Origin of the sequence: Actinomyces haliotis (assembly GCF_015355765.1) — a bacterium.
GTDB lineage: Bacteria > Actinomycetota > Actinomycetes > Actinomycetales > Actinomycetaceae > Actinomyces > Actinomyces haliotis.
Genome location: NZ_JACWNA010000002.1, coordinates 105,809 through 129,519, shown reverse-complemented (window position 1 = coordinate 129,519; position 23,711 = coordinate 105,809). Strand labels below are relative to the sequence as shown.

At 70.9% G+C, this 23,711-nt stretch carries 24 protein-coding genes; 8 read left to right on the top strand and 16 right to left on the bottom strand.

The window, feature by feature from the left end:
* Nucleotides 1-116 precede the first annotated feature (116 nt).
* Both pta and IXW69_RS01965 read left to right on the top strand, forming a co-directional pair.
* On the top strand, nt 117-2,171 hold the full coding sequence (pta, locus tag IXW69_RS01970; protein ID WP_194784709.1) for a phosphate acetyltransferase: 2,055 nt from the start codon (nt 117-119) through the stop codon (nt 2,169-2,171).
* Between the two features lie 38 nt (nt 2,172-2,209).
* The gene (locus tag IXW69_RS01965) at nt 2,210-3,397 is read left to right on the top strand and encodes an acetate/propionate family kinase (RefSeq protein ID WP_194784708.1); all 1,188 of its coding nucleotides are present in this window, start codon (nt 2,210-2,212) and stop codon (nt 3,395-3,397) included.
* A 93-nt stretch (nt 3,398-3,490) separates the two neighbouring features.
* Here the strand turns inward: IXW69_RS01965 and IXW69_RS01960 are convergent, their stop codons facing one another.
* Together IXW69_RS01960 and IXW69_RS12155 are read right to left on the bottom strand one after the other, a co-directional pair.
* A complete protein-coding gene (locus IXW69_RS01960; protein WP_194784814.1) occupies nt 3,491-3,790 on the bottom strand; it encodes a hypothetical protein in 300 nt (99 codons plus the stop codon).
* The gene (locus IXW69_RS12155; protein ID WP_407646517.1) at nt 3,709-3,996 is read right to left on the bottom strand and encodes a helix-turn-helix domain-containing protein; all 288 of its coding nucleotides are present in this window, start codon (nt 3,994-3,996) and stop codon (nt 3,709-3,711) included. Before IXW69_RS12155 ends, IXW69_RS01960 begins: the two co-directional genes overlap by 82 nt.
* 206 nt (nt 3,997-4,202) lie before the next feature.
* Between IXW69_RS12155 and IXW69_RS01950 the strand changes: the two genes are divergently transcribed.
* Nucleotides 4,203-4,805 (top strand): NAD(P)H-dependent oxidoreductase, encoded by a 603-nt coding sequence (locus IXW69_RS01950; RefSeq protein WP_194784706.1) that lies wholly within the window; start codon nt 4,203-4,205, stop codon nt 4,803-4,805.
* Nucleotides 4,806-4,914: 109 nt separating this feature from the next.
* Here the strand turns inward: IXW69_RS01950 and IXW69_RS01945 are convergent, their stop codons facing one another.
* Complete coding sequence (locus IXW69_RS01945; RefSeq protein ID WP_194784705.1) at nt 4,915-5,556, bottom strand: ribonuclease H family protein; 642 nt, start codon at nt 5,554-5,556, stop codon at nt 4,915-4,917.
* Between IXW69_RS01945 and IXW69_RS01940 the strand changes: the two genes are divergently transcribed.
* The gene (locus IXW69_RS01940; protein WP_194784704.1) at nt 5,555-6,139 is read left to right on the top strand and encodes a GRP family sugar transporter; all 585 of its coding nucleotides are present in this window, start codon (nt 5,555-5,557) and stop codon (nt 6,137-6,139) included. The genes IXW69_RS01945 and IXW69_RS01940 overlap by 2 nt on opposite strands.
* A 77-nt stretch (nt 6,140-6,216) precedes the next feature.
* Here the strand turns inward: IXW69_RS01940 and IXW69_RS01935 are convergent, their stop codons facing one another.
* The 9 genes from IXW69_RS01935 to IXW69_RS01895 all read right to left on the bottom strand — a co-directional run bounded on the left by IXW69_RS01935 (nt 6,217) and on the right by IXW69_RS01895 (nt 15,206).
* Entirely contained in the window at nt 6,217-6,474 is a 258-nt protein-coding gene (locus IXW69_RS01935; RefSeq protein ID WP_194784703.1) for a hypothetical protein, read from the bottom strand.
* A 38-nt stretch (nt 6,475-6,512) separates the two neighbouring features.
* Nucleotides 6,513-8,195, bottom strand: coding sequence for a sodium:solute symporter family protein (locus tag IXW69_RS01930; RefSeq protein WP_194784794.1), 1,683 nt, complete (start codon nt 8,193-8,195; stop codon nt 6,513-6,515).
* Between the two features lie 160 nt (nt 8,196-8,355).
* Complete coding sequence (locus IXW69_RS01925) at nt 8,356-9,381, bottom strand: GNAT family N-acetyltransferase (protein ID WP_194784702.1); 1,026 nt, start codon at nt 9,379-9,381, stop codon at nt 8,356-8,358.
* 40 nt (nt 9,382-9,421) lie between these two features.
* Nucleotides 9,422-10,066: a MarC family protein gene (locus IXW69_RS01920; RefSeq protein ID WP_194784701.1), complete on the bottom strand. Its 645-nt coding sequence runs from the start codon at nt 10,064-10,066 to the stop codon at nt 9,422-9,424.
* A 137-nt stretch (nt 10,067-10,203) separates the two neighbouring features.
* Entirely contained in the window at nt 10,204-10,470 is a 267-nt protein-coding gene (locus tag IXW69_RS01915) for an HPr family phosphocarrier protein (RefSeq protein WP_194784700.1), read from the bottom strand.
* A gap of 221 nt (nt 10,471-10,691) precedes the next feature.
* On the bottom strand, nt 10,692-12,062 hold the full coding sequence (locus IXW69_RS01910; RefSeq protein WP_194784699.1) for an ABC transporter substrate-binding protein: 1,371 nt from the start codon (nt 12,060-12,062) through the stop codon (nt 10,692-10,694).
* Nucleotides 12,063-12,071: 9 nt separating this feature from the next.
* The gene (locus IXW69_RS01905; protein WP_194784698.1) at nt 12,072-13,034 is read right to left on the bottom strand and encodes a carbohydrate ABC transporter permease; all 963 of its coding nucleotides are present in this window, start codon (nt 13,032-13,034) and stop codon (nt 12,072-12,074) included.
* A gap of 17 nt (nt 13,035-13,051) precedes the next feature.
* Entirely contained in the window at nt 13,052-13,963 is a 912-nt protein-coding gene (locus IXW69_RS01900) for a carbohydrate ABC transporter permease (protein ID WP_194784697.1), read from the bottom strand.
* Nucleotides 13,964-14,081: 118 nt separating this feature from the next.
* Complete coding sequence (locus IXW69_RS01895; protein WP_194784696.1) at nt 14,082-15,206, bottom strand: GuaB3 family IMP dehydrogenase-related protein; 1,125 nt, start codon at nt 15,204-15,206, stop codon at nt 14,082-14,084.
* A gap of 66 nt (nt 15,207-15,272) precedes the next feature.
* Between IXW69_RS01895 and IXW69_RS01890 the strand changes: the two genes are divergently transcribed.
* Nucleotides 15,273-16,028, top strand: a complete 756-nt coding sequence (locus tag IXW69_RS01890) for an exonuclease domain-containing protein (protein ID WP_194784695.1) — start codon at nt 15,273-15,275, stop codon at nt 16,026-16,028.
* A 141-nt stretch (nt 16,029-16,169) separates the two neighbouring features.
* On the opposite strand, the gene guaB is transcribed toward IXW69_RS01890, so the two are convergent.
* Entirely contained in the window at nt 16,170-17,699 is a 1,530-nt protein-coding gene (guaB, locus tag IXW69_RS01885) for an IMP dehydrogenase (protein ID WP_194784694.1), read from the bottom strand.
* 407 nt (nt 17,700-18,106) lie between these two features.
* Here guaB and IXW69_RS01880 point away from each other — a divergent pair, with 407 nt between their 5' ends.
* On the top strand, nt 18,107-18,403 hold the full coding sequence (locus IXW69_RS01880; RefSeq protein ID WP_194784693.1) for a WhiB family transcriptional regulator: 297 nt from the start codon (nt 18,107-18,109) through the stop codon (nt 18,401-18,403).
* 121 nt (nt 18,404-18,524) lie between these two features.
* Here the strand turns inward: IXW69_RS01880 and groES are convergent, their stop codons facing one another.
* Both groES and IXW69_RS01870 read right to left on the bottom strand, forming a co-directional pair.
* Nucleotides 18,525-18,821 carry a co-chaperone GroES gene (gene groES / locus IXW69_RS01875; protein ID WP_067942120.1) on the bottom strand — a complete coding sequence of 99 codons (297 nt, stop codon included), beginning with the start codon at nt 18,819-18,821 and terminating at the stop codon, nt 18,525-18,527.
* A 172-nt stretch (nt 18,822-18,993) separates the two neighbouring features.
* Nucleotides 18,994-19,833, bottom strand: coding sequence for a SanA/YdcF family protein (locus IXW69_RS01870; protein ID WP_194784692.1), 840 nt, complete (start codon nt 19,831-19,833; stop codon nt 18,994-18,996).
* 168 nt (nt 19,834-20,001) lie between these two features.
* Between IXW69_RS01870 and IXW69_RS01865 the strand changes: the two genes are divergently transcribed.
* Both IXW69_RS01865 and IXW69_RS01860 read left to right on the top strand, forming a co-directional pair.
* On the top strand, nt 20,002-21,243 hold the full coding sequence (locus tag IXW69_RS01865; RefSeq protein ID WP_228524562.1) for a class I SAM-dependent methyltransferase: 1,242 nt from the start codon (nt 20,002-20,004) through the stop codon (nt 21,241-21,243).
* Between the two features lie 114 nt (nt 21,244-21,357).
* Entirely contained in the window at nt 21,358-22,539 is a 1,182-nt protein-coding gene (locus IXW69_RS01860) for a glutamate--cysteine ligase (protein WP_194784690.1), read from the top strand.
* Between the two features lie 124 nt (nt 22,540-22,663).
* On the opposite strand, the gene tsaD is transcribed toward IXW69_RS01860, so the two are convergent.
* Entirely contained in the window at nt 22,664-23,710 is a 1,047-nt protein-coding gene (tsaD, locus tag IXW69_RS01855; protein WP_194784689.1) for a tRNA (adenosine(37)-N6)-threonylcarbamoyltransferase complex transferase subunit TsaD, read from the bottom strand.
* Nucleotide 23,711 lies beyond the last annotated feature (1 nt).

Below are 23,711 nucleotides of genomic sequence, written 5' to 3'. Positions count from 1 at the left end.
CCGCCCGATCTGCCGGACGGTCGCACGGGGCAGTGCCTTGGGGGCACAATTCCACTGGGAGGCTCTGGCGAAGGGGTCCCCACCTCGATGTCGAGACCCAGAAGGACGAAGAAACCGTGGCGCGAAGCATCTACATCGCCTCCCCCAGTGCCGGATCCGGCAAGTCGACCGTGGCCCTCGGGCTGGTCGCCTCGCTGACCAAGGTCGTCGCGAAGGTGGGCGTCTTCCGCCCCTTCGTCGAGTCCCGTGAGGACGACCCGTTCCTCAACCTCCTCCTAGCCCGCTCGGGCTCGGCCGCCGAGGCCGCCTCCTGCGTCGGCGTCACCTGGGACGAGTACTACGAGTCCCCCGAGGACTCCCTGTCGACCATCGTCGACGCCTACCGCGCCGTCGCCCGTGAGCACGACGTCGTCGTCATCGACGGCTCCGACCACGACGGCGCCGCCGGCACGCCCGAGCTCGCCCTCAACGGGCAGGTCGCCGCGAACATCGACGCCCCCGTCCTCCTCGTCGTCAACGGCCAGGAGGGCGCCGACGGCGTCCGTGCCTCCGTCGAGGCCTCCATCGCCGACCTCGCCGACCACCACGCCCGCACGGTCGCTGTCATCGCCAACAAGTGCGAGCCTGAGGACCGCGAGGCCGTCGCCGCCAACCTGGCCGGTATCGACGGTGTCACCGTCTCCACCCTCCCGGAGGTCCCGCTCCTCGGCGCCGCGACCGTCCGCGAGCACATGAACGCCCTGGACGGCACCTTCATCGCCGGCGACGAGGCCCTCCTCGACCGCGAGGCCGAGTCCCTCCTCGTGGCCGCCATGGACGTCTCCCACGTCCTCGAGCGCCTCAAGGACGGCCAGCTCGTCATCGTCCCGGCCGACCGCTCCGCCGCGCTCATCTCGATCGCCGCGGCCAACGCCTCCGCCGGCTTCCCGAACCTCGCGGGCCTCGTCCTCAACGGCGGCTTCGAGCCCGCCCCCTACGCCCTCGACCTCGTCAAGGGCCTCGAGCAGCCGCTCCCCGTCATGGCCTCCCCGCTCGGCACCTTCTCGGCGGCCTCGACGAGCGCCTCCATCGAGGGCGGCCTGGCCCGCGGATCGCAGCGCAAGCTCGACGTCGCCGTCACCACCTTCGAGCAGGAGATCGACTTCGACTCCCTCCTCGAGGCCATCGAGGTCGAGCCGAGCGGCGTCGTCACCCCGATCATGTTCCAGGCCGAGCTCGTCGAGCGCGCCCGCGGGGACAAGCGCACGATCGTCCTGCCCGAGCCCGACGACGACCGCATCCTCCACGCGGCCGACGCGATCCTGCGCCGCGGCATCGCCGACCTGGTGCTCCTGGGCGACGAGACCGCGGTGCGCGCCCGCGCCACCGAGCTGGGCCTCGACATCTCCGGCGCCCGCGTCGTCGCCACCGACGACCCCGAGCTCCTCGAGAAGTACGCCGCCGAGTTCGCCCGCCTGCGCGCCAAGAAGGGCGTCACCCTCGAGCAGGCCCGCGAGAAGGTCCAGGACGTGTCCTACTTCGGCACGATGATGGTCCACATGGGCGACGCCGACGGCATGGTCTCCGGCGCGGCCCACACGACCGCCCACACGATCGTCCCGTCCTTCCAGATCATCAAGACGAAGCCGGGCACCTCGATCGTGTCCTCGGTCTTCCTCATGCTCCTCGAGGACCGCGTCCTCGTCTACGGCGACTGCGCCGTCAACCCGGAGCCCACCGCGGAGGAGCTCGCCGACATCGCCATCTCCTCCGCCGAGACCGCCAAGCAGTTCGGGGTCGAGCCGCGCGTCGCGATGCTGTCCTTCTCCACCGGCACCTCTGGCAAGGGCGCGGACGTCGACAAGGTCCGCGAGGCCACCGAGCTCGTCAAGTCCAAGGCCCCCGAGCTCGCCGTCGAGGGCCCGATCCAGTACGACGCCGCCATCGACCCAACCGTCGCCGCCAAGAAGGCCCCCGGCTCCGCCGTCGCCGGCAAGGCCGACGTCTTCATCTTCCCAGACCTGTCCGCCGGCAACATCGGCTACAAGGCCGTGCAGCGCTCCTCCGGCGCCGTCGCCATCGGTCCGGTCCTCCAGGGCCTCAACAAGCCCGTCAACGACCTGTCCCGCGGGGCCCTGGTCGAGGACATCATCAACACCGTCGCGATCACCGCGGTCCAGGCCCAGGCCTGATCCACCCCCACCGACCAGACCCTCACGAAAGGCCATTCATGACCACGCGCACCGTCCTCATCATCAACGCGGGCTCGTCCTCCATCAAGTACGCCCTCGTCGACCCCGACTCCGGTGAGAACCTCGCCAACGGCAACGTCGAGAAGATCGGCAACCCGACCGGCATCATCACGCACAAGCACGACGGCGAGAAGTTCGTCGTCGAGGAGCCCGTCCCGGACCACGGCTTCGGTCTGTCCGAGGTCCTGCGCCTCTTCGAGGAGCAGGGGCCCTCCCTCAAGGACGCCAACGTCGTCGCCGTCGGCCACCGCGTCGTCCAGGGCGGCAAGTACTTCTCCGGCCCGGCCCTCATCGACGACGACGTCGTCGCACGGATCGAGCAGCTCGTCCCGCTGGGCCCGCTGCACAACCCGGCCCACCTCAAGGGCATCGCGGTCGCCCGTGAGCTCCTCTCCGACGTCCCGCACGTCGCCGTCTTCGACACGGCCTTCTTCCAGGATCTCCCGGAGGAGGCCGCCCGCTACGCCCTCAACCGCGAGGTGGCCGACAAGTACGAGATCCGCCGCTACGGCGCCCACGGCACCAGCCACCAGTTCGTCTCCGGCGAGGTCTCCAAGATGCTAGGCCGCGACGACCTCAAGCAGATCGTCCTGCACCTGGGCAACGGCGCGTCCGTGTCCGCCGTCGTCAACGGCAAGGCCGTGGACACCTCGATGGGCCTCACCCCGCTCGAGGGCCTGATGATGGGCACCCGCACCGGCGACATCGACCCGGCCGCGGTCTTCCACCTGGCCCGCGTCGGCGGCATGTCGATCGACGAGATCGACCACCTCTTCAACCGCGAGTCCGGCTTCAAGGGCCTCGCCGGCGAGAACGACATGCGCGAGATCTGGAAGCTCTACGAGGCCGGAGACCAGAACACGATCGACGCCGTCGACGTCTACATCCACCGCCTGCTCAAGTACGTCGGCGCCTACACCGCCATCATGGGTGGCCTCGACGCCCTCACCTTCACCGCCGGCATCGGCGAGAACGACGAGTTCGTCCGCCAGCACCTGCTGGACCGCCTCGCCTACATGGGGATCAAGTACGACCACGAGAAGAACCTCATCGTGCGCAACCCCGACCCGCGCATCATCTCGACGGAGGACTCCTCCATCCCCGTCATCGTCTACCCGACGAACGAGGAGCTGGCGATCGCCCGTCAGGCGCTCACCCTCATCTGATCCGAGCGATCAGCCCACGACGGCGGCGCCGTCACCCTCAGCACCCGCTGAGCGGTGGCGGCGCCACCGTCGTCCGCCGGTTCCTGTCCGGACTCAGCGGTCGAGGACGGCCGCCGCGACGCCGCGCGTCGCGACGCGCGCGGCGTCGCCGGGCCCGGCCGGCCGCAGGGCCTGCTGCGCGACGGCGTCGACGATCCCGGCAGCGAGGAACCGCGCCCGGTCCTCCATGTCCTCAGGCGCAGCGTCGCCGAGCCGGGCCTCATGGCTCGCCGCGAGCGCGGGCGCGACCTCGTCAACGAGGAGGCCCGCCGTCATGCTCCACGTCGAGGAGCGACGCCGCAGGCCCGCCATCCACGGCACCGTGTGCAGCGCGTCGAGGAGCGCGCTGCCCACCCGACCCGCGAGCTCGTCGACCGGCAGCGCGTCCTGCGGGTCGATGCCGTTGACGATCTCGGCCCGCAGCCTGCCCAGGAGGTGTCCGAGAGGTCGTCCTTGCCGGAGAAGTGGCGGTAGAAGATCGTCCGGCGGACCGACGCTCGCTCACACACCGCGGAGACGGTGACCGTCTCGTAGGACTCCTCGACAAGGAGATCCCGCATCGCCTCCGCCATGGCGTCGATGACGCGCTCGCTGCGCGGGTCCATGCGTCCTCCCGGTTCGTGGACAGTCCGCCCCGATTGTCCCCTCACGGTGCACTCGTGCCGATGTGCCACTCGCCCAGCGGAGGGCGGCTCCCGCTCATGGTGCCCAGCGCGCGTCATCACTCCGCCGGCACCAGGCCGGCACGTCACCCAGGAGGCGCACCATGCCCACGACACTCATCGTCCTCGACCACCCGTACACGCTCGCCGCGTCGGAGAACGTTCCCCACAACCGGTCCTGCACGGCGGCCATCGCCGAGCGAGCCATCGAGTCGGCGCACTCCGAGGGGCACGACGTCGACGTCATCGACCTCCACGCCGACGGCTTCAACCCCGTCATGACGCGCGAGGACCTCGTCAGCTGGCGGACCGTCCAGGAGATGGACCCGCTCGTCGCCGACTACCAGCGGCGGCTCCTCCAGGCCGACCGGATCGTCCTCGTCCTCCCCGTCTGGTGGGAGCTCATGCCGGCGATCACGAAGGGCTTCATCGACCGCGTCTACGCCAAGAACGTCCTCCACACCCAGCCCGGGAAGGGCCGCTTCCACAGCCTGCTCAAGAAGGACGTCGAGGTCGTCGCCGTCACGGTCATGTCCACGCCGAAGGGTCTGTACCGCTGTCTCTTCCACCGCCCCGTCGTCGCCGCCCTCAGGTGGGGCATCTGCTGGAGAAGCGGCCTCAAGCGCTCCCGATGGATCCCGATCACGGGCGTCGGGCGGACGACCGCCGAGCGCCGCGCCCGGATGCTCGCCGACTTCGCCCTGTGACGTCGTCGCGGCCATGCCGACCCGGCCGACGTCGGTCCGTTCAGCGACGCCCCCCGTGTGGAGAACAGACCGATCTCACCGGAAGGATGTCCCGATCTCGGCGAGGGGCTCAGAAGAGCGTGCCGGGCTCGGCCTGCTGGGCGCGCAGCGCCGCTCGGCGCGCCGCCGTCGTCCCGGGGACGACGGCGGCGGTGTCGCTGGAGGCGGAGGCGCGAGGCAGGGTCGTCGCTGCCGACGCGCCCGACGTCGAGGTCGCGGTGGCGCCCGGGGCCGCTGCCGCCGCTCCCCCACGGGTCCATCCGGGCCCGGACGGAACGGCGGTGCCGCGCTGGTAGGCGGTGGCGGCCGCGCGAGCGAGGACGTCCGCGCGCTCGTTGGCGGGGTGCCCCGCGTGGCCCTTGACCCACTCGAAGCGCACCGTGCGGCCGACGAGCGCCTCGTCGATCGCCTTCATGAGGTCGTCGTTGAGGACGGGCTTGCCGTCGGCCTTGCGCCAGCCGCGGCGCTTCCAGCCCTTCATCCACTTGGTGACCGAGTTGATGACGTACTGGGAGTCGGCCTGGACGAGCAGGTCCTCACCGGTGTGCGCGGTGGCGCGCAGGAGCTCGAGCAGGGCGGTGAGCTCGCCGCGGTTGTTCGTGGACTCGGGCCAGCCGCCGGCGGCCCAGCAGGACTCGTCGACGTACCAGGCCCAGCCGGCCGGGCCGGGGTTCCCGAGGGCGGAGCCGTCCGCCGCGGCGATGATCGTCATGAGCGGCACCCTACCGGGCAGCTCCAGGCCCCTCCGATCCCGCAGTCGAAGCGGCACCGTCGCCGGGGGCGTCTGGTCCGTCAAGGCGTCGCTCCTCGGCGTCCTGTCCGGACTCATGTGGTCCTGCGGGCAGATCCTCGTGCTGCGTGGCTTCGCCACGTGGGGAGTGAGCCGCACGATGCCGGTGACGACCGCACTGCAGCTCGTCCTCAACGGTGTCATCGGGATCATCGCCTTCGGCGAGTGGCGGGCGCCCGGGGCGATGCCGCTCGGGCTCACCGCCCTCGGCCCCGTCATCCTCGGCGCCGTCGCCTGCTCGTGGAACGAGGGAACGGGAGCCGGCCCGACGGCGGCTCAGCGCCGTACGGGCCTCACCGTGACCATCGGCTCCGCCTTCATGTACGGGCTCTACCCATCGATCCTCAGGGGCGCCGGCGTCTCCACCCCGGACGCCCTGGCGCCCATGAGCATCGGGCTGCTCCTCGGCCAGACGCGCACCCGCAAGGAGACCGCGGTGACCGTCGTCGGGGTCGTGGCCGCGGTCATCGGAGTCGTCCTCCTCGGCACCGCCTCCTCGCGCTGAGGGCGGCGCCCGAGGACTCCGTCGCGCTCGGACGCGAGGCGGCGGGAGCAGGCGAGCGTCTCAGGAGCGCGGTGGGCTCAGAGCACCTCCTCGGCGGAGACCTCCTCCGTGAGGACCTCGCCCTGGGTGAGCGGCTTGAGCCACCACCACAGGCCCATGCCGCCGCCGATGACGAGCAGGGCGACGCCGGCCCACAGGTTGGCGTTGATGTCGCCGGTCTTGGCCATCTCGGCCGGCCCGTTGGCGACGGCTCCGCAGAGGATGAGGAAGAGCCCGATGAGGCCCAGGACCATCGCGATGATGGCGCGGATGTCGGAAAGCGAGTGCGTGCGCATGTTCGATTGCCTCTCTGGCGTGCTGCGGCGGGGCGGACTCAGTGGAAGACCGTGTTGAGGACGACGACGAGGACGCCGGAGATGACGGCCAGGGGCACGGGGCGCCGGTACCACGGCAGCGCGACCGCAGCCGCGTCGACGAAGTGGTCCTTCGGGGTGAGCGAGTACACGAGTCCCCGCAGCTCGGCGTCCGGCTTCGGTTCGGTAAGGAGGGAGACGATCACGGTCACGATGACGTCGACGACGAAGCCGACGCCGGCGGCGATGAAGGCGCCTCCCTGCCCCGGCATCGTCATGACACCGGTCCAGGCCATGAGGTTGACGACGAAGGCTCCGAGCGTGCCGACGACCAGGCCGGACCAGCCGGCGTGAGACGTGGCCCGCTTCCAGAACATCCCGATGATGAACGTCGCGAACAGCGGCGCGTTGAACATCGAGAACAGCGTCTGGAGGTAGTCCATGAGGTTCGAGTAGTTCGACGCGATGAGGGCCGTGAAGATCGCGATGACGGAGGCGGCCAAGGTCGAGAGGCGCGCCACGCCCAGGTAGTGGGAGTCCTCGGCGTCCTTGCGCAGGTAGTGCTGGTAGATGTCGACGCCCCACACCGTGTTGAAGGCCGAGATGTTCGCAGCCATGCCTGCCATGAATGAGGCGAGCAGGCCGGTGATGGCGAGACCGAGGAGGCCGTTCGGAAGGACGTCCCGCATGAGGTAGAGGATCGAGTCGTTGTACTCGACGCCGGTGGTGGCGCCGGCCTTGAGAGAGACGATCTCACTGACGAGGACGCCCGCGACCATGCCCGGGATGATGACGAGGAACGGGATGACCATCTTGACGAAGGTGCCGATGATCGGGGTGGAGCGCGCGGCGGCGATCGAATCAGAGGCCATGGCGCGCTGGACCTCGACGAAGTTCGTCGTCCAGTAGCCGAAGGACAGGACGAAGCCCAGGCCGAAGACGATGCCGATGACGGAGACCACCGGCGAGGTGAAGCCGGACAGCGCGGAGCCCGGCCAGGAGTGAAGCTGAAGGTTCGGGTCCGTGCCCGCGGTGAGCGCGTCGGCGGTGATGCGCTCCTTGAGCCCGCCCCAGCCGCCGACGCGGTGAAGGCCGATGACGGTGAGCGGGAGGAGGGCGGCGACGATGACGAAGAACTGGAGCACCTCGTTGTAGATGGCTGCGGACAGCCCGCCGAGCGTGATGTAGGCGAAGACGATGACCGCTGCGACGATGAGCGCCACCCACAGGGGCCAGCCGAGCAGCCAGTTCATGATCTTCCCGAGGAGGAAGAGGTTGATCCCGGCGATGAGGAGCTGAGCGAGCGCGAAGGAGATCGCGTTGACGAGGTGAGCAGCCGTTCCGTAGCGGCGCAGCATGAACTCGGGGACGGAGCGCACCTTCGAGCCGTAGTAGAACGGCATCATGACGAGCCCGAGGAAGATCATGGCGGGGATCGCGCCGATCCAGAAGTAGTGGAAGGTCGGCATGCCGTACTGGGCCCCGTTGGCCGACATCCCCATGATCTCGACGGCGCCGAGGTTGGCCGAGACGAAGGCGATACCCGTCACCCACGCCGGCAGGGAGCGGCCCGACGTGAGGAAGCCGTCGGAGGTCCGGGCCTTCGCACGAGCCGCCAGACCGACGCCGATGACGAAGGCGAAGTAGATGACGATCGGGACGTAGTCGTACCACGCCGCGTTGATGAGGGTGCCCGAGGACATCGGGAGAGTGGGGTGCACCGTCGTACCTCCGTTGGGGAATCAGCGCCGTCGCTGTCAGGGGCCCCAGGCTATACCCGCAGCCGCACCAGCCCCGCGGTGGGCTCGGACGTCCGTGGGACGTCCATGGTCGGAACCGTCCCGTCGTCGACCGTGCAGCGGCTCAGGAGGCCGGGACGCCGTCCTGGTCCCGGGTGAGGACCCAGGCCTCGTGCACCTCGCCGGCGTCGTTGCGCCACTGGCGCGCCTCCCCGGTGCGGCGGCGGTATCCAAGCGTCTCCCAGAAGCCGAGTGCCTCAGCGTTGGAGTCGACGACGTTGAGCCGCCAGGTCCGCGTCCGCGGGAACCGGGCTACGAGCTCATCGTGGAGCGCCCGGCCGATCCCGCGCCGCTGTGCCGCACCGCGCACCTGGAGCAGCGCGACGTGGGTGGTGCCCACCGTGGGCCAGTCGGTCATGACGACCGCGACGCCGTCGAGCCTGCCGTCCTCCTCGAGGCCGAGGACGTGGTGCTGCCCGGGGTCCGTACCGGCCGGACGGTCCGTGAGGACCGCGACGGCGTCGGCGGCCTGCGGCGGGCGGCCGTTGACTCGCAGGCCGTAGCCGCCGTCGTCGGCGAGGAGGTCCGCGAGCGCCTCGACGTCCCTCGGTTCCTCGGCCGAGAGCTCGCGAACGTGCAGCGCCTTCCTCGGGAGCTCACGCAGCGGACGAACCATGACGCCGTCGGCCTGCCTCCCCGGCACGGCGACGAAGCCCTCGCTCCGGTAGAGCGCGAGCGCCACGTCGTTCCCGGCCTCGACCGACAGCGAGAGCCTCTCCCAGCCCGCACGAGCGGCAGCGTCAGTGAGGCTGCGCACGAGCCGTCTGCCGGTTCCGTGACCCCGCGCGCCCTCGACGACCCAGAACGAGGCCTCCGGGGTGGCGGCGTCGATGAACCCGTAGCCGGGATCGTCCTCCGGTAGCAGGAGTGCCCAGCCCACTCCCACGACCTCGCCCGCGTCGTCCTGAGCGACGACGCCGAGGTCGCCCCGCCCGGGATCGAGCACCGTGTAGTGGGCGAGGTGGGGTGCCGCCAGCACGTCCGCCCGCGTGAAGCGCTGCCCGCACCAGTTCATGGTGCCCAGCGTCGCGGTGACGAGGAGCTCGCCCTCGTCCTGGCGCAGCGGACGCAGGGTCACGGCGAACGTCATGGCCAGATCGTAGGGGGGGCACGCGCTCCACGGTACGGCCTCAGCCGGCAAGTCCGGGAAGGAGCGCCTTGAGCCCGGCCGCCAGCATCCCCACGGCGATCGCGGCGAGGACCATCCCCATGAGACGGGTCATGATGGTGCGCAGGGTGAGCGACATGTGGTGGCCGATCGAGCCCGCGAAGTGGAGGACGACGCCCATGAGGGCGATGACGGCCGCCATCGCCACGAAGACGGCGACGTAGCCCTCCGCCCCGCTCGCCTGGGAGTACAGGACGACGATCGTGGTGATCGTCCCTGGGCCGACGAGCATGGGGAAGGTCATCGGGTAGAAGGAGACGTCGCTCGACGCGGCCTGCTGCGCCTGGTGCGCCTTCTCCTCCCCGCTCCCCTCGTGGGCGCTGGAGCCGTGGCCCGAGAGCATGCCCAGGGCGATCGTGAGAAGGACGAGACCGCCGGCGACTCGGAACTCGTCGATCGAGACGCCGAAGAGCCGCAGGAGACCCGATCCGGTTGCGGCGACGACGGCGCACATGATCGCCGTGGCCAGCACCGTCCGGTGCGCGGTGCGCCGCTGGGAGGCGGGCTCCTGGCCGGAGGTCATCCCCAGGAAGATCGGCAGGTTGACGAAGGGGTTCATGATCGCGAAGAACGCTCCGAGCGCCTTCACGAGGAGAGCTGTGTCCACGGAGCGATCCTCGCACGGGGCCCCGCCGCCCGGGCACGGCGCGATCTGGTGGGATGCACGGCGAGGGGGCGCGCACCGTGCGGTGCGCGCCCCCTCGTGGGCACTCAGTGCGCGGCGGACGCCGCGTCAGGCGACTCTCAGGCGTCGAGGTCGGTCTCGAGGAGGCCCTTGAGCTCCTCGAGGGCGCCCTCAGCGCCGTCGGCGTCCGAGGCGAGGGTGACGACGTCGCCGAAGCCCGCGCCCAGGGTCATGACACCCAGGATGGAGGAGGCGTCGACGGGGGCGCCGCCCTCCTTGGCGATGGTGACCGGAACGCCCTTCTCGGCGACCGCCTTGACGAAGGTGGCGGCGGGACGGGCGTGGAGGCCGACCTTGGAGGCGATGGTGGCGTTGACCTGTGCCATGTGAGGCTCCTTGAGTTGCTGGAGGGGAGGACCGCTCGCGGGTCGGGTGGCTCGGTGAGCCGGTGCGGCGGGTTCCCAGCCGGTGGCTGGTAGGCGCCCCTCACACTACCCGAGATCACGTCACGAGGTCACCGCGATGACACCGCAGCGATACGGATCGGGCCGGTCCAGGAGGTCCTGGACCGGCCCGAGCGCCAGTGCGTGCGGTCGAGGTCGGAGCCTCAGTCGTGCGTCGAGGTGTCGAAGAGCAGGTTGACCTGGTCGTTGTACTCCGTGAGCGTCGACGCCGGGACCCGGTTGGCCCAGACCGCCTCGATCGCCGGCGTCATGATGGCCTTGACGTCCGCCCCGAAGTACGTGAGCGGGAAGAAGAAGGTCGTCCCGTCATCGACGTGCTTCGTGAAGGGCTCCGTGGGCAGCCCCGTCTTGGCGAAGACGGCCTTGGCCTTCTCGGTGGAGGCCGTGATCGCCGGGAAGACGATGCCGTAGGAGGCGACGATGTCCTGGGCCTCCTGCGTGCCGAGGAAGGACACCCACTGCGCGGCCTCCTTCGCGTTCGGGGACGCCTTGACCACGGAGTCGCCCAGGCCGTTGAACAGGGACTGGCTCGTCCCGTTCGGTCCCACCGGCGTCGGCGCGATCCCGACGTTGAGGTCGAGGTTGGCGAAGGTGTTGAACATCCAGGCGCCGTGGACGGCCATGGCGATGGACCTCGACCCGAGCTGGATGTCCGTGCTCGTGGCGTCGGAGAAGGCGCCGTTGGGGTTGAGGAACCCCTTGTCGACGAGTCCGAAGTACCAGTCCAGCGTCCGCTGGAAGGTCTCGTCGTCGTAGCGGTAGTGGGTGCCCCAGGTCGTCTTGTCCGTGTAGTACCAGTCGCCCGCGGAGGCCGTGAACGGGCTCCACTGGGTCTGGCCGTCGGCGGATCCGGAGTCCTGGATGCCCAGGCCGTAGACCTTGACGTGGTTCGGGTCGAAGCCCTCCTCGTCGCCGCGCCTGCCGTTGCGGTCGACGGTGAGGCGCGCGAGGACCTTCTCGAAGGTGCCGCCGTCGTCGGGGTTCCACTCCATCGAGGCGATGTCGTCGTCGGCGAGGCCGGCCTCGGCGATCATGTCCTTGTTGTAGAAGATCGCCTCGGTGTCCCAGTCCTTGGGACAGCCGTACTGGTGGCCGTCCTCGCCCTTCCACAGGTCGATGAGGCCGTCCTGGAAGGCGGACTCGTCAACGCCGGACCAGGCCTCCTGCCTGTCGAGGGGCAGGAGCACGTCGAGGTCGACGAACTGGGCGAACTTCTGGATGTGGTCCGTGAAGCAGTCGGGCGCGGTCCCCGCGATGAAGCCGGCTGTCAGCTTGGTCCAGTAGTCGTCCCAGCCGATCTGACTGATCTTGACCGTGATGCCGGTCTTCTCCTTGAAGCGGTCCGCGCACTTCTGGTACGCGGGCTGCTGGAGGGAGTCCCACAGCCAGTAGGTGACGACCTTCCCCGAGGCGTCCTTCTTCGAGGACCCGCAGGCGGACAGCGTGAGGGCGGCGGCTGAGGCCGCGAGCGCGGTGAGGGCGCCGCGCCGGGTGAGCATGGTGTCGCTGAGCATGGGCCTTCCTCACTTGATCCCGGTGAAGCCGATGGAGTTGACGACGCGCTTCGCGGCCGCCATGAAGAGCAAGAGCATCGGCAGGGCGGCGACGAGCGTGGCGGCCATGAGGCCGGACCAGTCGGTGCCCGACGTCGGCGCCTGCGACTTGAAGACGGCGACGGCGACGGTGAGCACCCGTGAGGAGTCCGTGTAGGACACGAGCAGGGGCCAGAAGTAGTCGTTCCAGGCCGTGATGTAGGTCAGGATCGCCAGGGTCGACAGGGGCGCCTGGGCCATCGGGAGGATGAGGGTCCAGAAGACGCGCACCTTGCTGGCGCCGTCGAGGAGGGCGGCCTCCTCGAGCTCGCGCGGGACGTTCATGAAGAACTGCTTGAGGAAGAACACCGCGAAGGGCGTCATGAACATCGTGGGGAGGGCGACGCCGAGGAGCGTGTCCACGAGGTGGAGCTGCTTGACCAGGACGAAGTTCGGCAGGAGCGTGAAGATCGACGGCACCATGAGGGCCGCGAGGAAGACCATGAAGACCGCGTCGCGTCCGCGCCAGCGCAGGCGCGAGAAGGAGTAGGCGGCCATCGCGGAGAAGAGGACCTGGAAGACGGTCACGAGGGTCGCCACGATGATCGAGTTGCGCAGGTAGACCCAGAAGTTGAGGGCGGCGCCGGAGCCGCCGTCCTTGATGGCGTCGGCGGTGGACTGCATCCCGAAGACGCGCTCGAAGCCGCGCAGGTTCGTGTCGACGGGAAGCACGGAGGTCGGGTGGGCTGCGATGCCGGCGTTCGAGGACAGCGCAGTGCGCAGGACCCAGTAGAACGGCAAAATCGTGATGATCATGACGAGGACCATGAAGATCCAGGCGATGACGCGGCCGGCGGAGAGCCTGCGACCGGCCGTGCGGGTGCCGACGGGGGCGCCGTCGGTGTCGGCGGCGTCGGGGCTCGCGGTGAGGTCGGTGGCGGTTGCGGTGCTCATGCTCGGTCCCCTCTCTCTCAGTCCAGGTCCGTCTCGCCGGCGCGCGTGAGCCGGTACTGGAGGACCGTGATGGCTGCGAGGACGATGAGCAGCCCGACCGCCATCGCCGAGGCGTAGCCGAACTGGAAGCGGCCGAAGGCCATGTCGTAGATGTAGTACTGCAGGACCCGCGAGGCGTTGACAGGTCCGCCCGCGGTGGTGACCGAGACGGTGTCGAAGACCTGGAACGAGCCGATCATCGTCATGATGAGGACGAGGGCGAGGATCGGGCGCAGGAGCGGCACGGTGATCCGCCAGAACATCGTCCACTCGCTGGCGCCGTCGACCTTGCCGGCCTCGTAGACCGTGTTCGGGATCGACTGGAGGCCCGCGAAGATGAGCAGCGCCGTGTAGCCCATGTGCCGCCACACGTTGATGAGGGCGATCGTCGGGATGGCGAGCGAGGTCGAGAAGAAGTTGACCGAGCTGCCCGTGATGGCCTGGATGATCTGGTTGGAGATGCCCAGGGTGTTGTCGAGGATCCAGAGCCAGAGCATGGCGACGACGACGTTCGAGACGAGGTACGGGGTGAGCACGATGGCTCGCACGAAGGTCGACTGGGTCAACCGCTGCATGAGGACGGCGATGACGAGCGCCATGATCGTCTGGACGCCGATGTTGATGACGACGTACTCGAGGGTCACCTTGACGGCGTTCCAGAAGATCGAGTCGTGCACCATGCGCGTGTAGTTCGCGCCGCCGGTGAAGGTCTCCGGGGTGAGGAGGTTGTACTCCGTGAAGGACAGCCAGATGCCGCGGATGAGCGGCCAGACGTAGAAGGCGATGAGGCCGATCCCGGCCGGGATGATGAAGGCGATGCCGAGCACCCGGTCGTCCTTGGGACGCCGCCGGGTGCGAGTTCGCGAGGCCACGGTGGTGGCTGCTGACACGGTGACTCCGTTCGTCGTTGAAGGAGACCGGCGGACGCCGGCAGGAGCGGCGCAGGGAAACCGCTTCGTTTCGCAGGAAAATATACCGCGCGTCAGACGGTTCCGGAGCGGCTCGCCGTCAGCTCGGGTCGTAGGGGGCGATGACGACGTCGACGCGCTGGAGCTCCTTGACGTCGGAGTACCCGGTGGTGGCGAGCGTGCGGCGCAGGGCCCCCATGATGTTGAGCGTGCCGTCCGCGCGGTCCGAGGGGCCGTTGAGGATCTGCTCCATAGTCCCCACGGTGCCGACGTGGCTGCGGTAGCCGCGAGGCAGGTTCGGGTGCCGGGACTCGCTGCCCCAGTGGAAGCCGCCGCCGGGAGCCTCCTGGGCGCGCGCGAGGGCGGCGCCGAGCATGACGGCGTCGGCCCCGCAGGCGATGGCCTTGACGACGTCACCGGAGTTGCCGACGGAGCCGTCGGCGATGACGTGGACGTAGCGGCCGCCGGACTCGTCCATGAAGTCACGGCGGGCGGCGGCGACGTCGGCGACGGCGGTCGCCATCGGGGCGTGGAGGCCGAGGACCTGGCGGACCGAGGAGGAGGCGCCGCCACCCTGGCCGACGAGGACGCCCGCGGCGCCGGTGCGCATGAGGTGGAGGGCGGCGGTGTAGGTGCTGACGCCGCCGACGAGGACGGGCACGTCGAGCTCGTAGATGAAGCGCTTGAGGTTGAGGGGCTCGGCGTTGCCGGAGACGTGCTCGGCGGAGACGGCGGAGCCTCGGATGATGAAGAGGTCGACGCCGGCGTCGACGACGGTGCGCCAGTGCCGCTGGGTCTGCGCGGGCGAGAGGCGGCCCGCGACGACGACGCCGGCCTCCTTGATCTCGGCGAGGCGGGCGCGGATGAGGTCGGGCTGGACCGGGCTGGCGTAGACCTCCTGGAGGACGCGGGTCGCCTCCTCCGGGCCCGCCGTGCGGATGCGCTCGAGGGCGGGCTCGGAGTCCTCGTAGCGGGTCCACAGGCCCTCGAGGTCGAGGACGCCGATGCCGCCGAGGCGCCCCAGCATGATGGCGGTGGCCGGGCTCATGACGGAGTCCATGGGGGCGGCCATGACGGGGAGGTCCACGTGGTAGGCGTCGATCTGCCAGCCGACGCGGACGTCGGCGGTGTCACGCGTGCGCCGCGCGGGCACGAGCGCGATGTCGTCGAAGGAGTAGGCCCGGCGGGCGCGCTTCCCGCGCCCGATCTCGATCTCACCGCTCATGGCGCGATCGTAGCGGGCCGTCAGCGGACGCCCCGACGTGTCGTGGCCCGGTGGCACACTCGCCCCATGAGCGAGCAGCGCGCCACGAGCCCCTCCCCCGCCTCCTGGGCGGACGGACCCCTCCTCGGCTTCGACACGGAGACGACGGGCGTCGACCCACGCTCGGACCGCCTCGTGACGGCGGCGCTCGTGTCACGCGGGCCGCGGCGGCCAGACGGCGGCCGCGACCAGGAGGTCGTCACGTGGCTGGCGGACCCCGGGGTCGAGATCCCGGCCGGGGCGGCGGCCGTGCACGGCATCTCGACGGAGCGCGCCCGCGCGGAGGGGCGCCCGGTGGAGGAGGTCCTCGAGGAGGTCGCGGCCCGCCTGGCCGCGGCGATGTCCGAGGGCACGCCGGTCGTCGCCTTCAACGGGTCCTACGACCTCACGCTCATGGAGTCCGAGCTCGCCCGTCACGGGCTGCCGACGCTCCGGGACCGCCTCGGCCGGGGGCTCGGACCGGTCCTGGACCCGCTCGTCCTGGACAGGAAGGTGGACCGCTACCGCCGGGGCAAGCGCCGCCTGGGCGACCTGTGCGCGGTCTACGGCGTCGTCGTCGACGAGGCGCTGCACACCGCGGAGGTCGACGTCGCGGCGACCCTCGACGTCCTCGAGGCGATCCTGCGGACCCACCCGGAGGTCGCGCGCCTGGACGCGGACGGGCTCGTCGCCTTCCAGGCGGCGGCGCACCGGGACTGGGCGGTCTCCTTCAACGACTTCCTGCGCCGCAAGGGGCGTCCGGCCGACGTCGAGACCGCGTGGCCCCTGCCCGAGGGCCTCTGAGGCCTATCGCCTTCACCCACCCGCCTCAGCCCGCCCCGCCCCGGTGACGCCCCGGGGGCCCGGCCCCGCGCACGCTGTGAGCCCCTCCGAGCGCAGGTTCGGAGGGGCTCACCGCGTGCGCGGCTCGAGGTCGCGGAACTGTCAGCCGCGACCCGTGTAGTTCGGGGCCTCGACGGTCATCTTGATGTCGTGCGGGTGGGACTCCTTGAGCCCCGCGCTCGTGATCCGGACGAACTGGCCGTTGGCCTGGAGCTCGGGGATCGTGCGTGCGCCGACGTAGAACATCGACTGGTGCAGGCCGCCGACGAGCTGGTAGACGACGTCAGCCAGCGAGCCTGAGAAGGGCACCTGACCCTCGATGCCCTCGGGGACGATCTTGTCGTCCCCGGTGACGTCGGCCTGGAAGTAGCGGTCCTTGGAGTAGGACTTGCGGCCGCGCGAGCTCATGGCGCCGAGCGAGCCCATGCCGCGGTAGCGCTTCCACTGCTTGCCGTTGACGAAGACGAGGTCACCCGGGGACTCGGTGCAGCCGGCCAGGAGCGAGCCGAGCATGACGGTGTCGGCGCCGGCGACCATGGCCTTGGCGATGTCACCGGAGTACTGCAGGCCTCCGTCGGCGACGAGGGGCACGCCCGCAGGACGGCAGGCCTTGGCGGCCTCGTAGACGGCCGTGACCTGGGGGACGCCGACGCCCGCGACGACGCGCGTGGTGCAGATGGAGCCCGGGCCGACACCGACCTTGACGCCGTCGACGCCGGCGTCGATGAGGGCCTGCGCGCCCTCGCGGGTCGCAACGTTGCCGCCGATGATCTCGATGCCGGAGAAGGCCGAGTCGTTCTTGAGGCGGGTGATCATCTCGAGGGCGAGCTTGGCGCCGCCGTTGGCGGTGTCCACGACGATGACGTCGACGCCCGCGTCGGCGAGGGCACCGGCCCGGTCCCAGGTGTCGCCCCAGTAGCCGACGGCGGCGCCGACGACGAGACGCCCCTCGGAGTCCTTGGTGGCGTGGGGGTACTTCTCGGTCTTGACGAAGTCCTTGACGGTGATGAGGCCGGTGAGGTGGCCGGCGTCGTCGATGAGGGGGAGCTTCTCGATGCGGTGCTCGGCCAGGAGCGCCTTCGCGTCCTCGCGGGAGATGCCGGTCGGGCCGGTGACGAGGCGCTCGCGCGGCGTCATGCACTCGCTCACGGTGAGGGCCGACCACTTCTCGGCCGGCACGAATCGCAGGTCGCGGTTCGTGATGATGCCGAGCAGGTTGCCGCCGCCGTCGACCACCGGCAGGCCCGAGACCTTGTAGTGGCCGCAGAGCTCGTCCAGCTCGGCGATCGTGGCGTCCGGGCCGATGGTGACGGGGTCGGAGACCATGCCGGACTCGCTGCGCTTGACGCGGCGGACCTGCTGGGCCTGGTCCTCGATGGAGAGGTTGCGGTGGAGGATGCCGATTCCGCCCTGCCGCGCCATGGCGATCGCCATGTCCGACTCGGTGACGGTGTCCATGGCGGCGCTGAGCAGCGGCGTCTGGAGGGAGATCTTCTTGGTGAGCCGGGAGGTCGTGTCGACCTCGGAGGGGATGACGTCGGTGAGCCTCGGCAGGAGGAGGACGTCGTCGTAGGTCAGGCCGGTGGGTGCGAAGAGGTCAGAGTTGGTGATCGAGTCGCTCACCCTTCGCATGGTAGGTCCGCAGGCGCCTACGACGCACACCGATCTTCCTCACGTGGAGTCCCCGCCGGTCAGGTGCGGCGCACGTCGGGGCGACGGGCCCTGCACGCCGAGGCCCCTCAGTCACCCGGGCCCAGCCCGCGAGCGCCTCAGGAGACGCCCGAGAACACCCACTGACCTGCACTTTCACCCGTTTGAGGTCGAATCGACTTATACATCGTCCGCATCGTTATCAATCCATCCGCATCGATAGCAAAGGCACGGTCACCTCCGTCACAAAGCCCTTCGGGGACGGGTGAAACCCGCGCGGCAGTCCTTGTCGGTACCAGAGCCGTCTCTTAATGTCTGCGCCAGACACAGCGACCCGAGCCGTGCCGCCGGCGTCGCCGCTCGGCTCCCACCTGAGGAAGGCACCATCCATGACGGAGAGCTCGCGCCAGCCCGGTCCCATCGTCGCCCTGTGGGAGTGGCAGTACGAAGGCGCCTGCAGGGGGATGGACTCCGCGGCCTTCTTCCACCCGGAGGGCGAGCGCGGCAGCTCCCGCCGCCGCCGCGACGAGGAGGCCAAGGCCGTGTGCCAGACGTGCCCCGTCATCGTCGACTGCCGCAACCACGCTCTCGCGACGCACGAGCCCTACGGCGTCTGGGGCGGTCTCACGGAGGAGGAGCGCCGCGGGCTCATCGAGCAGCGCGGGCGCCACGAGCCGGTCGCCTGACTCCGCGGGCACGTGGCTCTCGCATGCGTCCAGGGGTCCGAGCAGCACGACGGAGGGGCGGGAAGCAGATGCTTCCCGCCCCTCCGTCATCTCCGCGCGACCAGGGGTCGCGCGGCCGGAGTCACTTGGTGACGACCGCGAGCACGTCGCGGGCCGAGAGGATGAGGTAGTCCTCGCCGGCGTACTTGACCTCGGTGCCGCCGTACTTCGAGTAGATGACGACGTCACCCTCGGCGACGTCCACCGGGATGCGCTTGCCGGAGTCGTCGACGCGGCCCGGGCCCACGGCCACGACCTTGCCCTCCTGCGGCTTCTCCTTGGCGGTGTCCGGGATGACCAGGCCGGAGGCGGTGGTCTGCTCGGCCTCGACCGTCTGGATGACGATCCGGTCCTCGAGCGGCTTGATGGAGATCGACATGGCGTCCTCCCCTTCTCGCTTGTTGAGCGTGTGGAATGTCGGTTGGTCGCGTCCGTCCGGGAGGGCCGCCGTCGCGGGGGTCAGCCTGTTCCGTCCTTGGCGCGAGCCGCGAGAGCGTGCCGGGCACGTCCCCGCGTCTGGACGAGAATCTACGCGCGGGATTAGCACTCAGTCAACGCGAGTGCCAAGGATGCGGAGCCGGTTCGCCGAGGGCGTGCGGGGCACGTTGAAGGGCGGCACGAGCACGCCACGGATCCGTGCTCGTCCAGGCGACGGCGGCCGCCACGTCGCCCTCAGGAGGCTCGGTGGAGGGCGCCCGGTGGCTGAGGACGTCCCAGGCGGCCTTGACGGCAGCAGGGCGCTCGCGCAGCCATGAGTCGCGCCAGCGGTGCGGGCTGCGGCGCCGGGCGAGCAGGTCGCCGGCACCGTCGGCACGCAGTCCGACGGCCCGGGCGATGGCGACGGCGCGAGGAACGTGGAAGTCCTGGCTGACGAGCACGGCTCGGCGCACGCCCAGGACCGTGAGCGCCCGCACGCAGGTGTCGTAGGTGTCCAGACCGGCTCGGTCAAGCACGATCGCCTCCACGGGCACGCCGACGCGCACGAGGTGGTCGCGCATGACGGCCGGCTCGTCCCGCCACTCGCACCGTCCGTCACCGGAGACGACGACGGCGTCGACGAGACCGGCCAGGTAGAGGCCCGCGGCCGCGTCGAGGCGGTAGGCGAGCCACGGCGAGGGCACTCCCCCGGGCCAGACGGCGGCGCCGAGGACGATGGCCACGCAGGCCCCCTCGTCCTCATCGGGGACGGCACGGCGGCGGGCGCCGACGCCCGCGCCACCGGACGCGACGAGCCGCTCCCAGTCCGTGACGCGTCCCGAGCTCGCCACCGCGACCCAGGCGTTGGAGACGACGAGGAGCGTCGCCGTACCGAGGACTCCCGCTCCCGCGAGCGCGGCTCCACGGCGGAGGAGCCGCTGGGCGGCACCGGCGCGGACGAGGGTGCGACCCACGAGACCTCCTGGAGCTGTTCGGGACCTACCGGCCAGCGCACTCTAGCGGGCCGTGCCATGATCCGTCCCGTGAGCCCCTCGACGCCCTCCGGCACCTCGTCGCGCAGTCCCCGACGGGAGGCCCCGCGCCCCGCCCGGGGCCCAGTCGAGGCGGAGTCACTCGCACCGCTGCTCACGCCGGAGGGCTGGGCGCTGCTCTCCTCGCTGCCGCCCTATGACGAGTCCGAGGCGCTCGCCCAGGGCGAGCGCCTGCGCGCGAAGGGGCACGACCCTGCGCTCGTCGCCGCCGCCCTCACCCAGCAGCGGCTTCGCGGCCGTGCCGCCGCGAAGTTCGGGCCCTTCGCGGAGCGGATGCTCCTCACCCCCGACGGGCTCGAGCAGGCGACGCGCCTCGTCGTCTCCGCCCACCACGCCTCCCGCTTCGCCTCCGCGGCGCCGAGCCGGGTGGCGGACCTGGGCTGCGGCATCGGCGGCGACGCGATGGTCCTGGCGGGCCTCGGGCTGCCGGTCCTCGCCGTCGAGCGCGACGAGGCCACGGCCGCCCTGGCCACCGTCAACCTCATGCCCTTCCCCGACGCCGAGGTGCGCTGCGCGGATGCCATGGAGGTCGACCTCGCCGCCGAGGGCGTCGACGCGGTCTTCGCCGACCCCGCTCGCCGCGCCGCCGGTCGTCGCCTCACCGACCCCGAGCAGTGGTCGCCCGCGCTCAGCCGCGTCCTGGCGCTTCGGGAGCGGGTCGAGGCTCTCGGGGTCAAGGTCGCGCCCGGCATCGACCACGCGCTCCTGCCCGCCGACTCCCACGCCCAGTGGGTGAGCGTCGACGGAGACGTCGTCGAGGCCGGGATCTGGTGCGGCCCCCTGGCGCCGGAGGGACCGGGCCGCTCCGCCCTGTGCCTGCGCACGGGGCCGGACGGCGTCGCCCGGCCCCACGTCCTGCACGATCCGGCCTGCACGAACCCGAGCTCACCGCCCGAGCAGCTCGATCCAATCACGGGGCCGGAGGACCTGTCCCCGTTCATCCACGAGCCCGACGGCGCCGTCATCCGCGCCGGCCTCGTCGCCGAGGTCGCCCGGCGGCTGGGCGCGAGGCCCGTCGGCGACCGGATCGCCTACCTCACCGGCGACGCCCCCGCCCCCGCGGAGCTCGCCCCCTTCGTGCGCTCGTGGCGGCTCGTCGACGTGCTGCCCCTGCACGTCAAGGCGCTGCGCGCCCGCGTGCGCCAGGACCGGATCGGGCGGCTCGAGATCCACAAGCGCGGCGTCGACCAGTCCCCGGACCTCCTGCGCAAGCAGGTGCGTCCCTCCGGGGCCGAGTCCGAGACCTGGATCCTGACCCGCGTGGGCGCACGGGACACCGGGTCCGCCCGGGGCACGGTGCTCGTCGTCGAGACGGTGCCTGAGGCCGGATGACTCGTTCGGAGGGGTCCCGACCGGCCGCGTGCCCAGGACCGACGCCGTCCGGCCCCCTACGATGAGTCTGCGGTCCCGCTCGGGGCCGCGCTCACGCGTCCCTCGAGGAGCCCCATGGCACCCGCCGCCCGACTCATCCACCGCGAGCCGCTGCCCTTCGCCGACTCACCGCGCTCGACGCTCGGCGTCGAGTGGGAGCTCCAGCTCATCGACCAGGACAGCCTCGACCTGCGCCAGTGCGCCGCCGAGGTCCTGCACGAGGTGGGCGAGGACGAGAACATCCACGGCGAGATGATGCTCAACACCGTCGAGCTCGTCTCGGGCGCGCGGCGCACGGTGGCCGAGTGCGTCCAGGACATCGCCCAGGCCTACGACCGCCTCCTGCCGGTGATCCAGCCGCTGCGCGTCGAGCTGGCGAGCGCCGGGACCCATCCCTTCGCCGATCCGCTCGTCCAGAAGGTGACCGACTCCGAGCGTTACGAGCGGCTGGTCGACCGCACACGGCTGTGGGGCCACCAGATGCTCATCTTCGGCACGCACGTCCACGTCGGGATCGAGGACCGGGACAAGGCCCTCCCGATCCTCAAGGCGCTCCTCACGCGCACCGCCCACCTGCAGTGCCTGTCCGCCTCCTCCCCCTTCTGGGCCGGCGAGGACACGGGCTACGCGGACAACCGCGCCATGATGTTCCAGCAGCTGCCCACGGCGGGCGCCCCGCACCAGCTCGTCACCTGGGACGAGCTCGAGGCCTACGCCGGCGACATGATCCACACGGGGGTCATCGAGGACTTCACCGAGGTGCGCTGGGACGTGCGCCCCTCACCGCGGCTCGGCACGATCGAGGTAAGGGCCTGCGACGCCGCCACCAACCTCACCGAGCTCGCCGGCATCGCCGCGCTCACCCAGTGCATGGTCGAGGACTTCTCACGGCGGCTGGACCGCGGCGAGGAGCTCGACGCGATGCCGGATTGGTACGTCGACGAGAACAAGTGGCGCTCGGCGCGCTACGGGATGGATGCCATCCTCATCACGGACTCCGCCGGCAACGAGGAGCTCGTGACGGACACCGTCCGCCGGATGCTCACCGAGCTCGAGCCGGTGGCCGCGGACCTGGGCTGCGAGGCCGAGCTCGCCGGGGTCGCGGCGACCCTTGACGCAGGCGCCTCGTACCAGCGGCAGATGGCCGCCGTCGGGGCGGCCGGCGGCGCGAACGAGGCGGCGGTGCGCCTGCTGCTCGCCGAGGTCCGCGCCGGGCGCCCGCTCACGCCGAGCGAGGTCCTCTCCCTCGGCGCCTGACAGGCTCACCGGACACGCGAGGAGGGCGGCCCGCACCTGCTGGTGCGGGCCGCCCTCCTGCGGCTGAGGCGCGCGTCAGGACGCCGGTGCGCGATGGAGCTCCGTGTCGGCCTGACGCGGTCGCTCAGTGGACGACGGTGACGTCGAGGGGCATGCCGGAGTCGGGCGCGAAGTCCATGGGGCTCGGGGCGACGCCGGCACGCACGGCCGCGGAGCCGAGCGCCGCGATCTGGGCGCCGTTGTCCGTGCAGTACCTGAGCGGGGGGAGGCGCAGCTCGACGCCCGCGGCCTCGCAGCGCTCGGCCGCGAGCGACCGGAGGCGGGAGTTGGCAGAGTAGCCGCCGCCCACGACGAGCGTGCTCACGCCCTTGTCGAGGCAGGCCTGGACGGCCTTGGCCGTGAGCGAGTCGTTGACGGCCTCGGAGAAGGCGGCGCAGACGTCGGCCTTCGGGACCTCGCTGCCGGCGTCCTCGAGGGACTCGACGTAGCGCGCGACGGCCGTCTTGAGCCCGGAGAAGGAGAAGTCGTAGCGGTGACGGTCCTTGTCCTTCGCGGCGGACAGGCCGCGCGGGAAGCGGATCGTCTTGCGGTCGCCCTCCTGGGAGAGGCGGTCGACGTGGGGGCCGCCGGGGTAGGGCAGGTCGAGGAGACGACCGACCTTGTCGAAGGCCTCGCCGGCGGCGTCGTCCAGGGTGCCGCCCAGCTCGACGACGTCGGTGGCGATGTCCGAGATCGACAGGATGTTGGAGTGGCCGCCGGACACGATGAGCCCGATGAACTGCTCGGGCAGCGGACCGTCCACGAGCTCGTCGACGGCGAGGTGCCCGATGACGTGGTTGACGCCGTAGATCGGCTTGTTGATGGAGGCGGCGAGCGCCTTGGCGGCGGAGATGCCGACGGTGAGGGAGCCGATGAGTCCGGGGCCCGCGCACACGGCGACGGCGTCGACCTCGGAGAGGTCCACGTCGGCCTTGGCGAGGGCGGCGTCGAGAGTGGGGACGAAGGACTGGAGGTGGGCGCGGGAGGCGATCTCCGGGATGATGCCGCCGAAGCGGGCGTACTCGTCCATGGAGGTGGCGACGACGTCGCCGAGGAGCTCGCGGCCGCGGACCAGCGCCACGCCGGTCTCGTCGCAGGTGGACTCGATGCCGAGAATCAGTGGTTCGCTCACG

Coding starts and splice junctions, on each gene's coding strand:
- IXW69_RS01965 (WP_194784708.1), top strand. CDS start 2,210: ATGACCACGCGCACCGTCCTCATCATCAACGCGGGCTCGTCCTCCATC.
- IXW69_RS12155 (WP_407646517.1), bottom strand. CDS start 3,996: ATGCGGGATCTCCTTGTCGAGGAGTCCTACGAGACGGTCACCGTCTCC.
- IXW69_RS01950 (WP_194784706.1), top strand. CDS start 4,203: ATGCCCACGACACTCATCGTCCTCGACCACCCGTACACGCTCGCCGCG.
- IXW69_RS01940 (WP_194784704.1), top strand. CDS start 5,555: ATGAGCGGCACCCTACCGGGCAGCTCCAGGCCCCTCCGATCCCGCAGT.
- IXW69_RS01945 (WP_194784705.1), bottom strand. CDS start 5,556: ATGACGATCATCGCCGCGGCGGACGGCTCCGCCCTCGGGAACCCCGGC.
- IXW69_RS01935 (WP_194784703.1), bottom strand. CDS start 6,474: ATGCGCACGCACTCGCTTTCCGACATCCGCGCCATCATCGCGATGGTC.
- IXW69_RS01930 (WP_194784794.1), bottom strand. CDS start 8,195: ATGTCCTCGGGCACCCTCATCAACGCGGCGTGGTACGACTACGTCCCG.
- IXW69_RS01925 (WP_194784702.1), bottom strand. CDS start 9,381: ATGACGTTCGCCGTGACCCTGCGTCCGCTGCGCCAGGACGAGGGCGAG.
- IXW69_RS01915 (WP_194784700.1), bottom strand. CDS start 10,470: ATGGCACAGGTCAACGCCACCATCGCCTCCAAGGTCGGCCTCCACGCC.
- IXW69_RS01910 (WP_194784699.1), bottom strand. CDS start 12,062: ATGCTCAGCGACACCATGCTCACCCGGCGCGGCGCCCTCACCGCGCTC.
- IXW69_RS01905 (WP_194784698.1), bottom strand. CDS start 13,034: ATGAGCACCGCAACCGCCACCGACCTCACCGCGAGCCCCGACGCCGCC.
- IXW69_RS01895 (WP_194784696.1), bottom strand. CDS start 15,206: ATGAGCGGTGAGATCGAGATCGGGCGCGGGAAGCGCGCCCGCCGGGCC.
- IXW69_RS01890 (WP_194784695.1), top strand. CDS start 15,273: ATGAGCGAGCAGCGCGCCACGAGCCCCTCCCCCGCCTCCTGGGCGGAC.
- guaB (WP_194784694.1), bottom strand. CDS start 17,699: ATGCGAAGGGTGAGCGACTCGATCACCAACTCTGACCTCTTCGCACCC.
- IXW69_RS01880 (WP_194784693.1), top strand. CDS start 18,107: ATGACGGAGAGCTCGCGCCAGCCCGGTCCCATCGTCGCCCTGTGGGAG.
- groES (WP_067942120.1), bottom strand. CDS start 18,821: ATGTCGATCTCCATCAAGCCGCTCGAGGACCGGATCGTCATCCAGACG.
- IXW69_RS01860 (WP_194784690.1), top strand. CDS start 21,358: ATGGCACCCGCCGCCCGACTCATCCACCGCGAGCCGCTGCCCTTCGCC.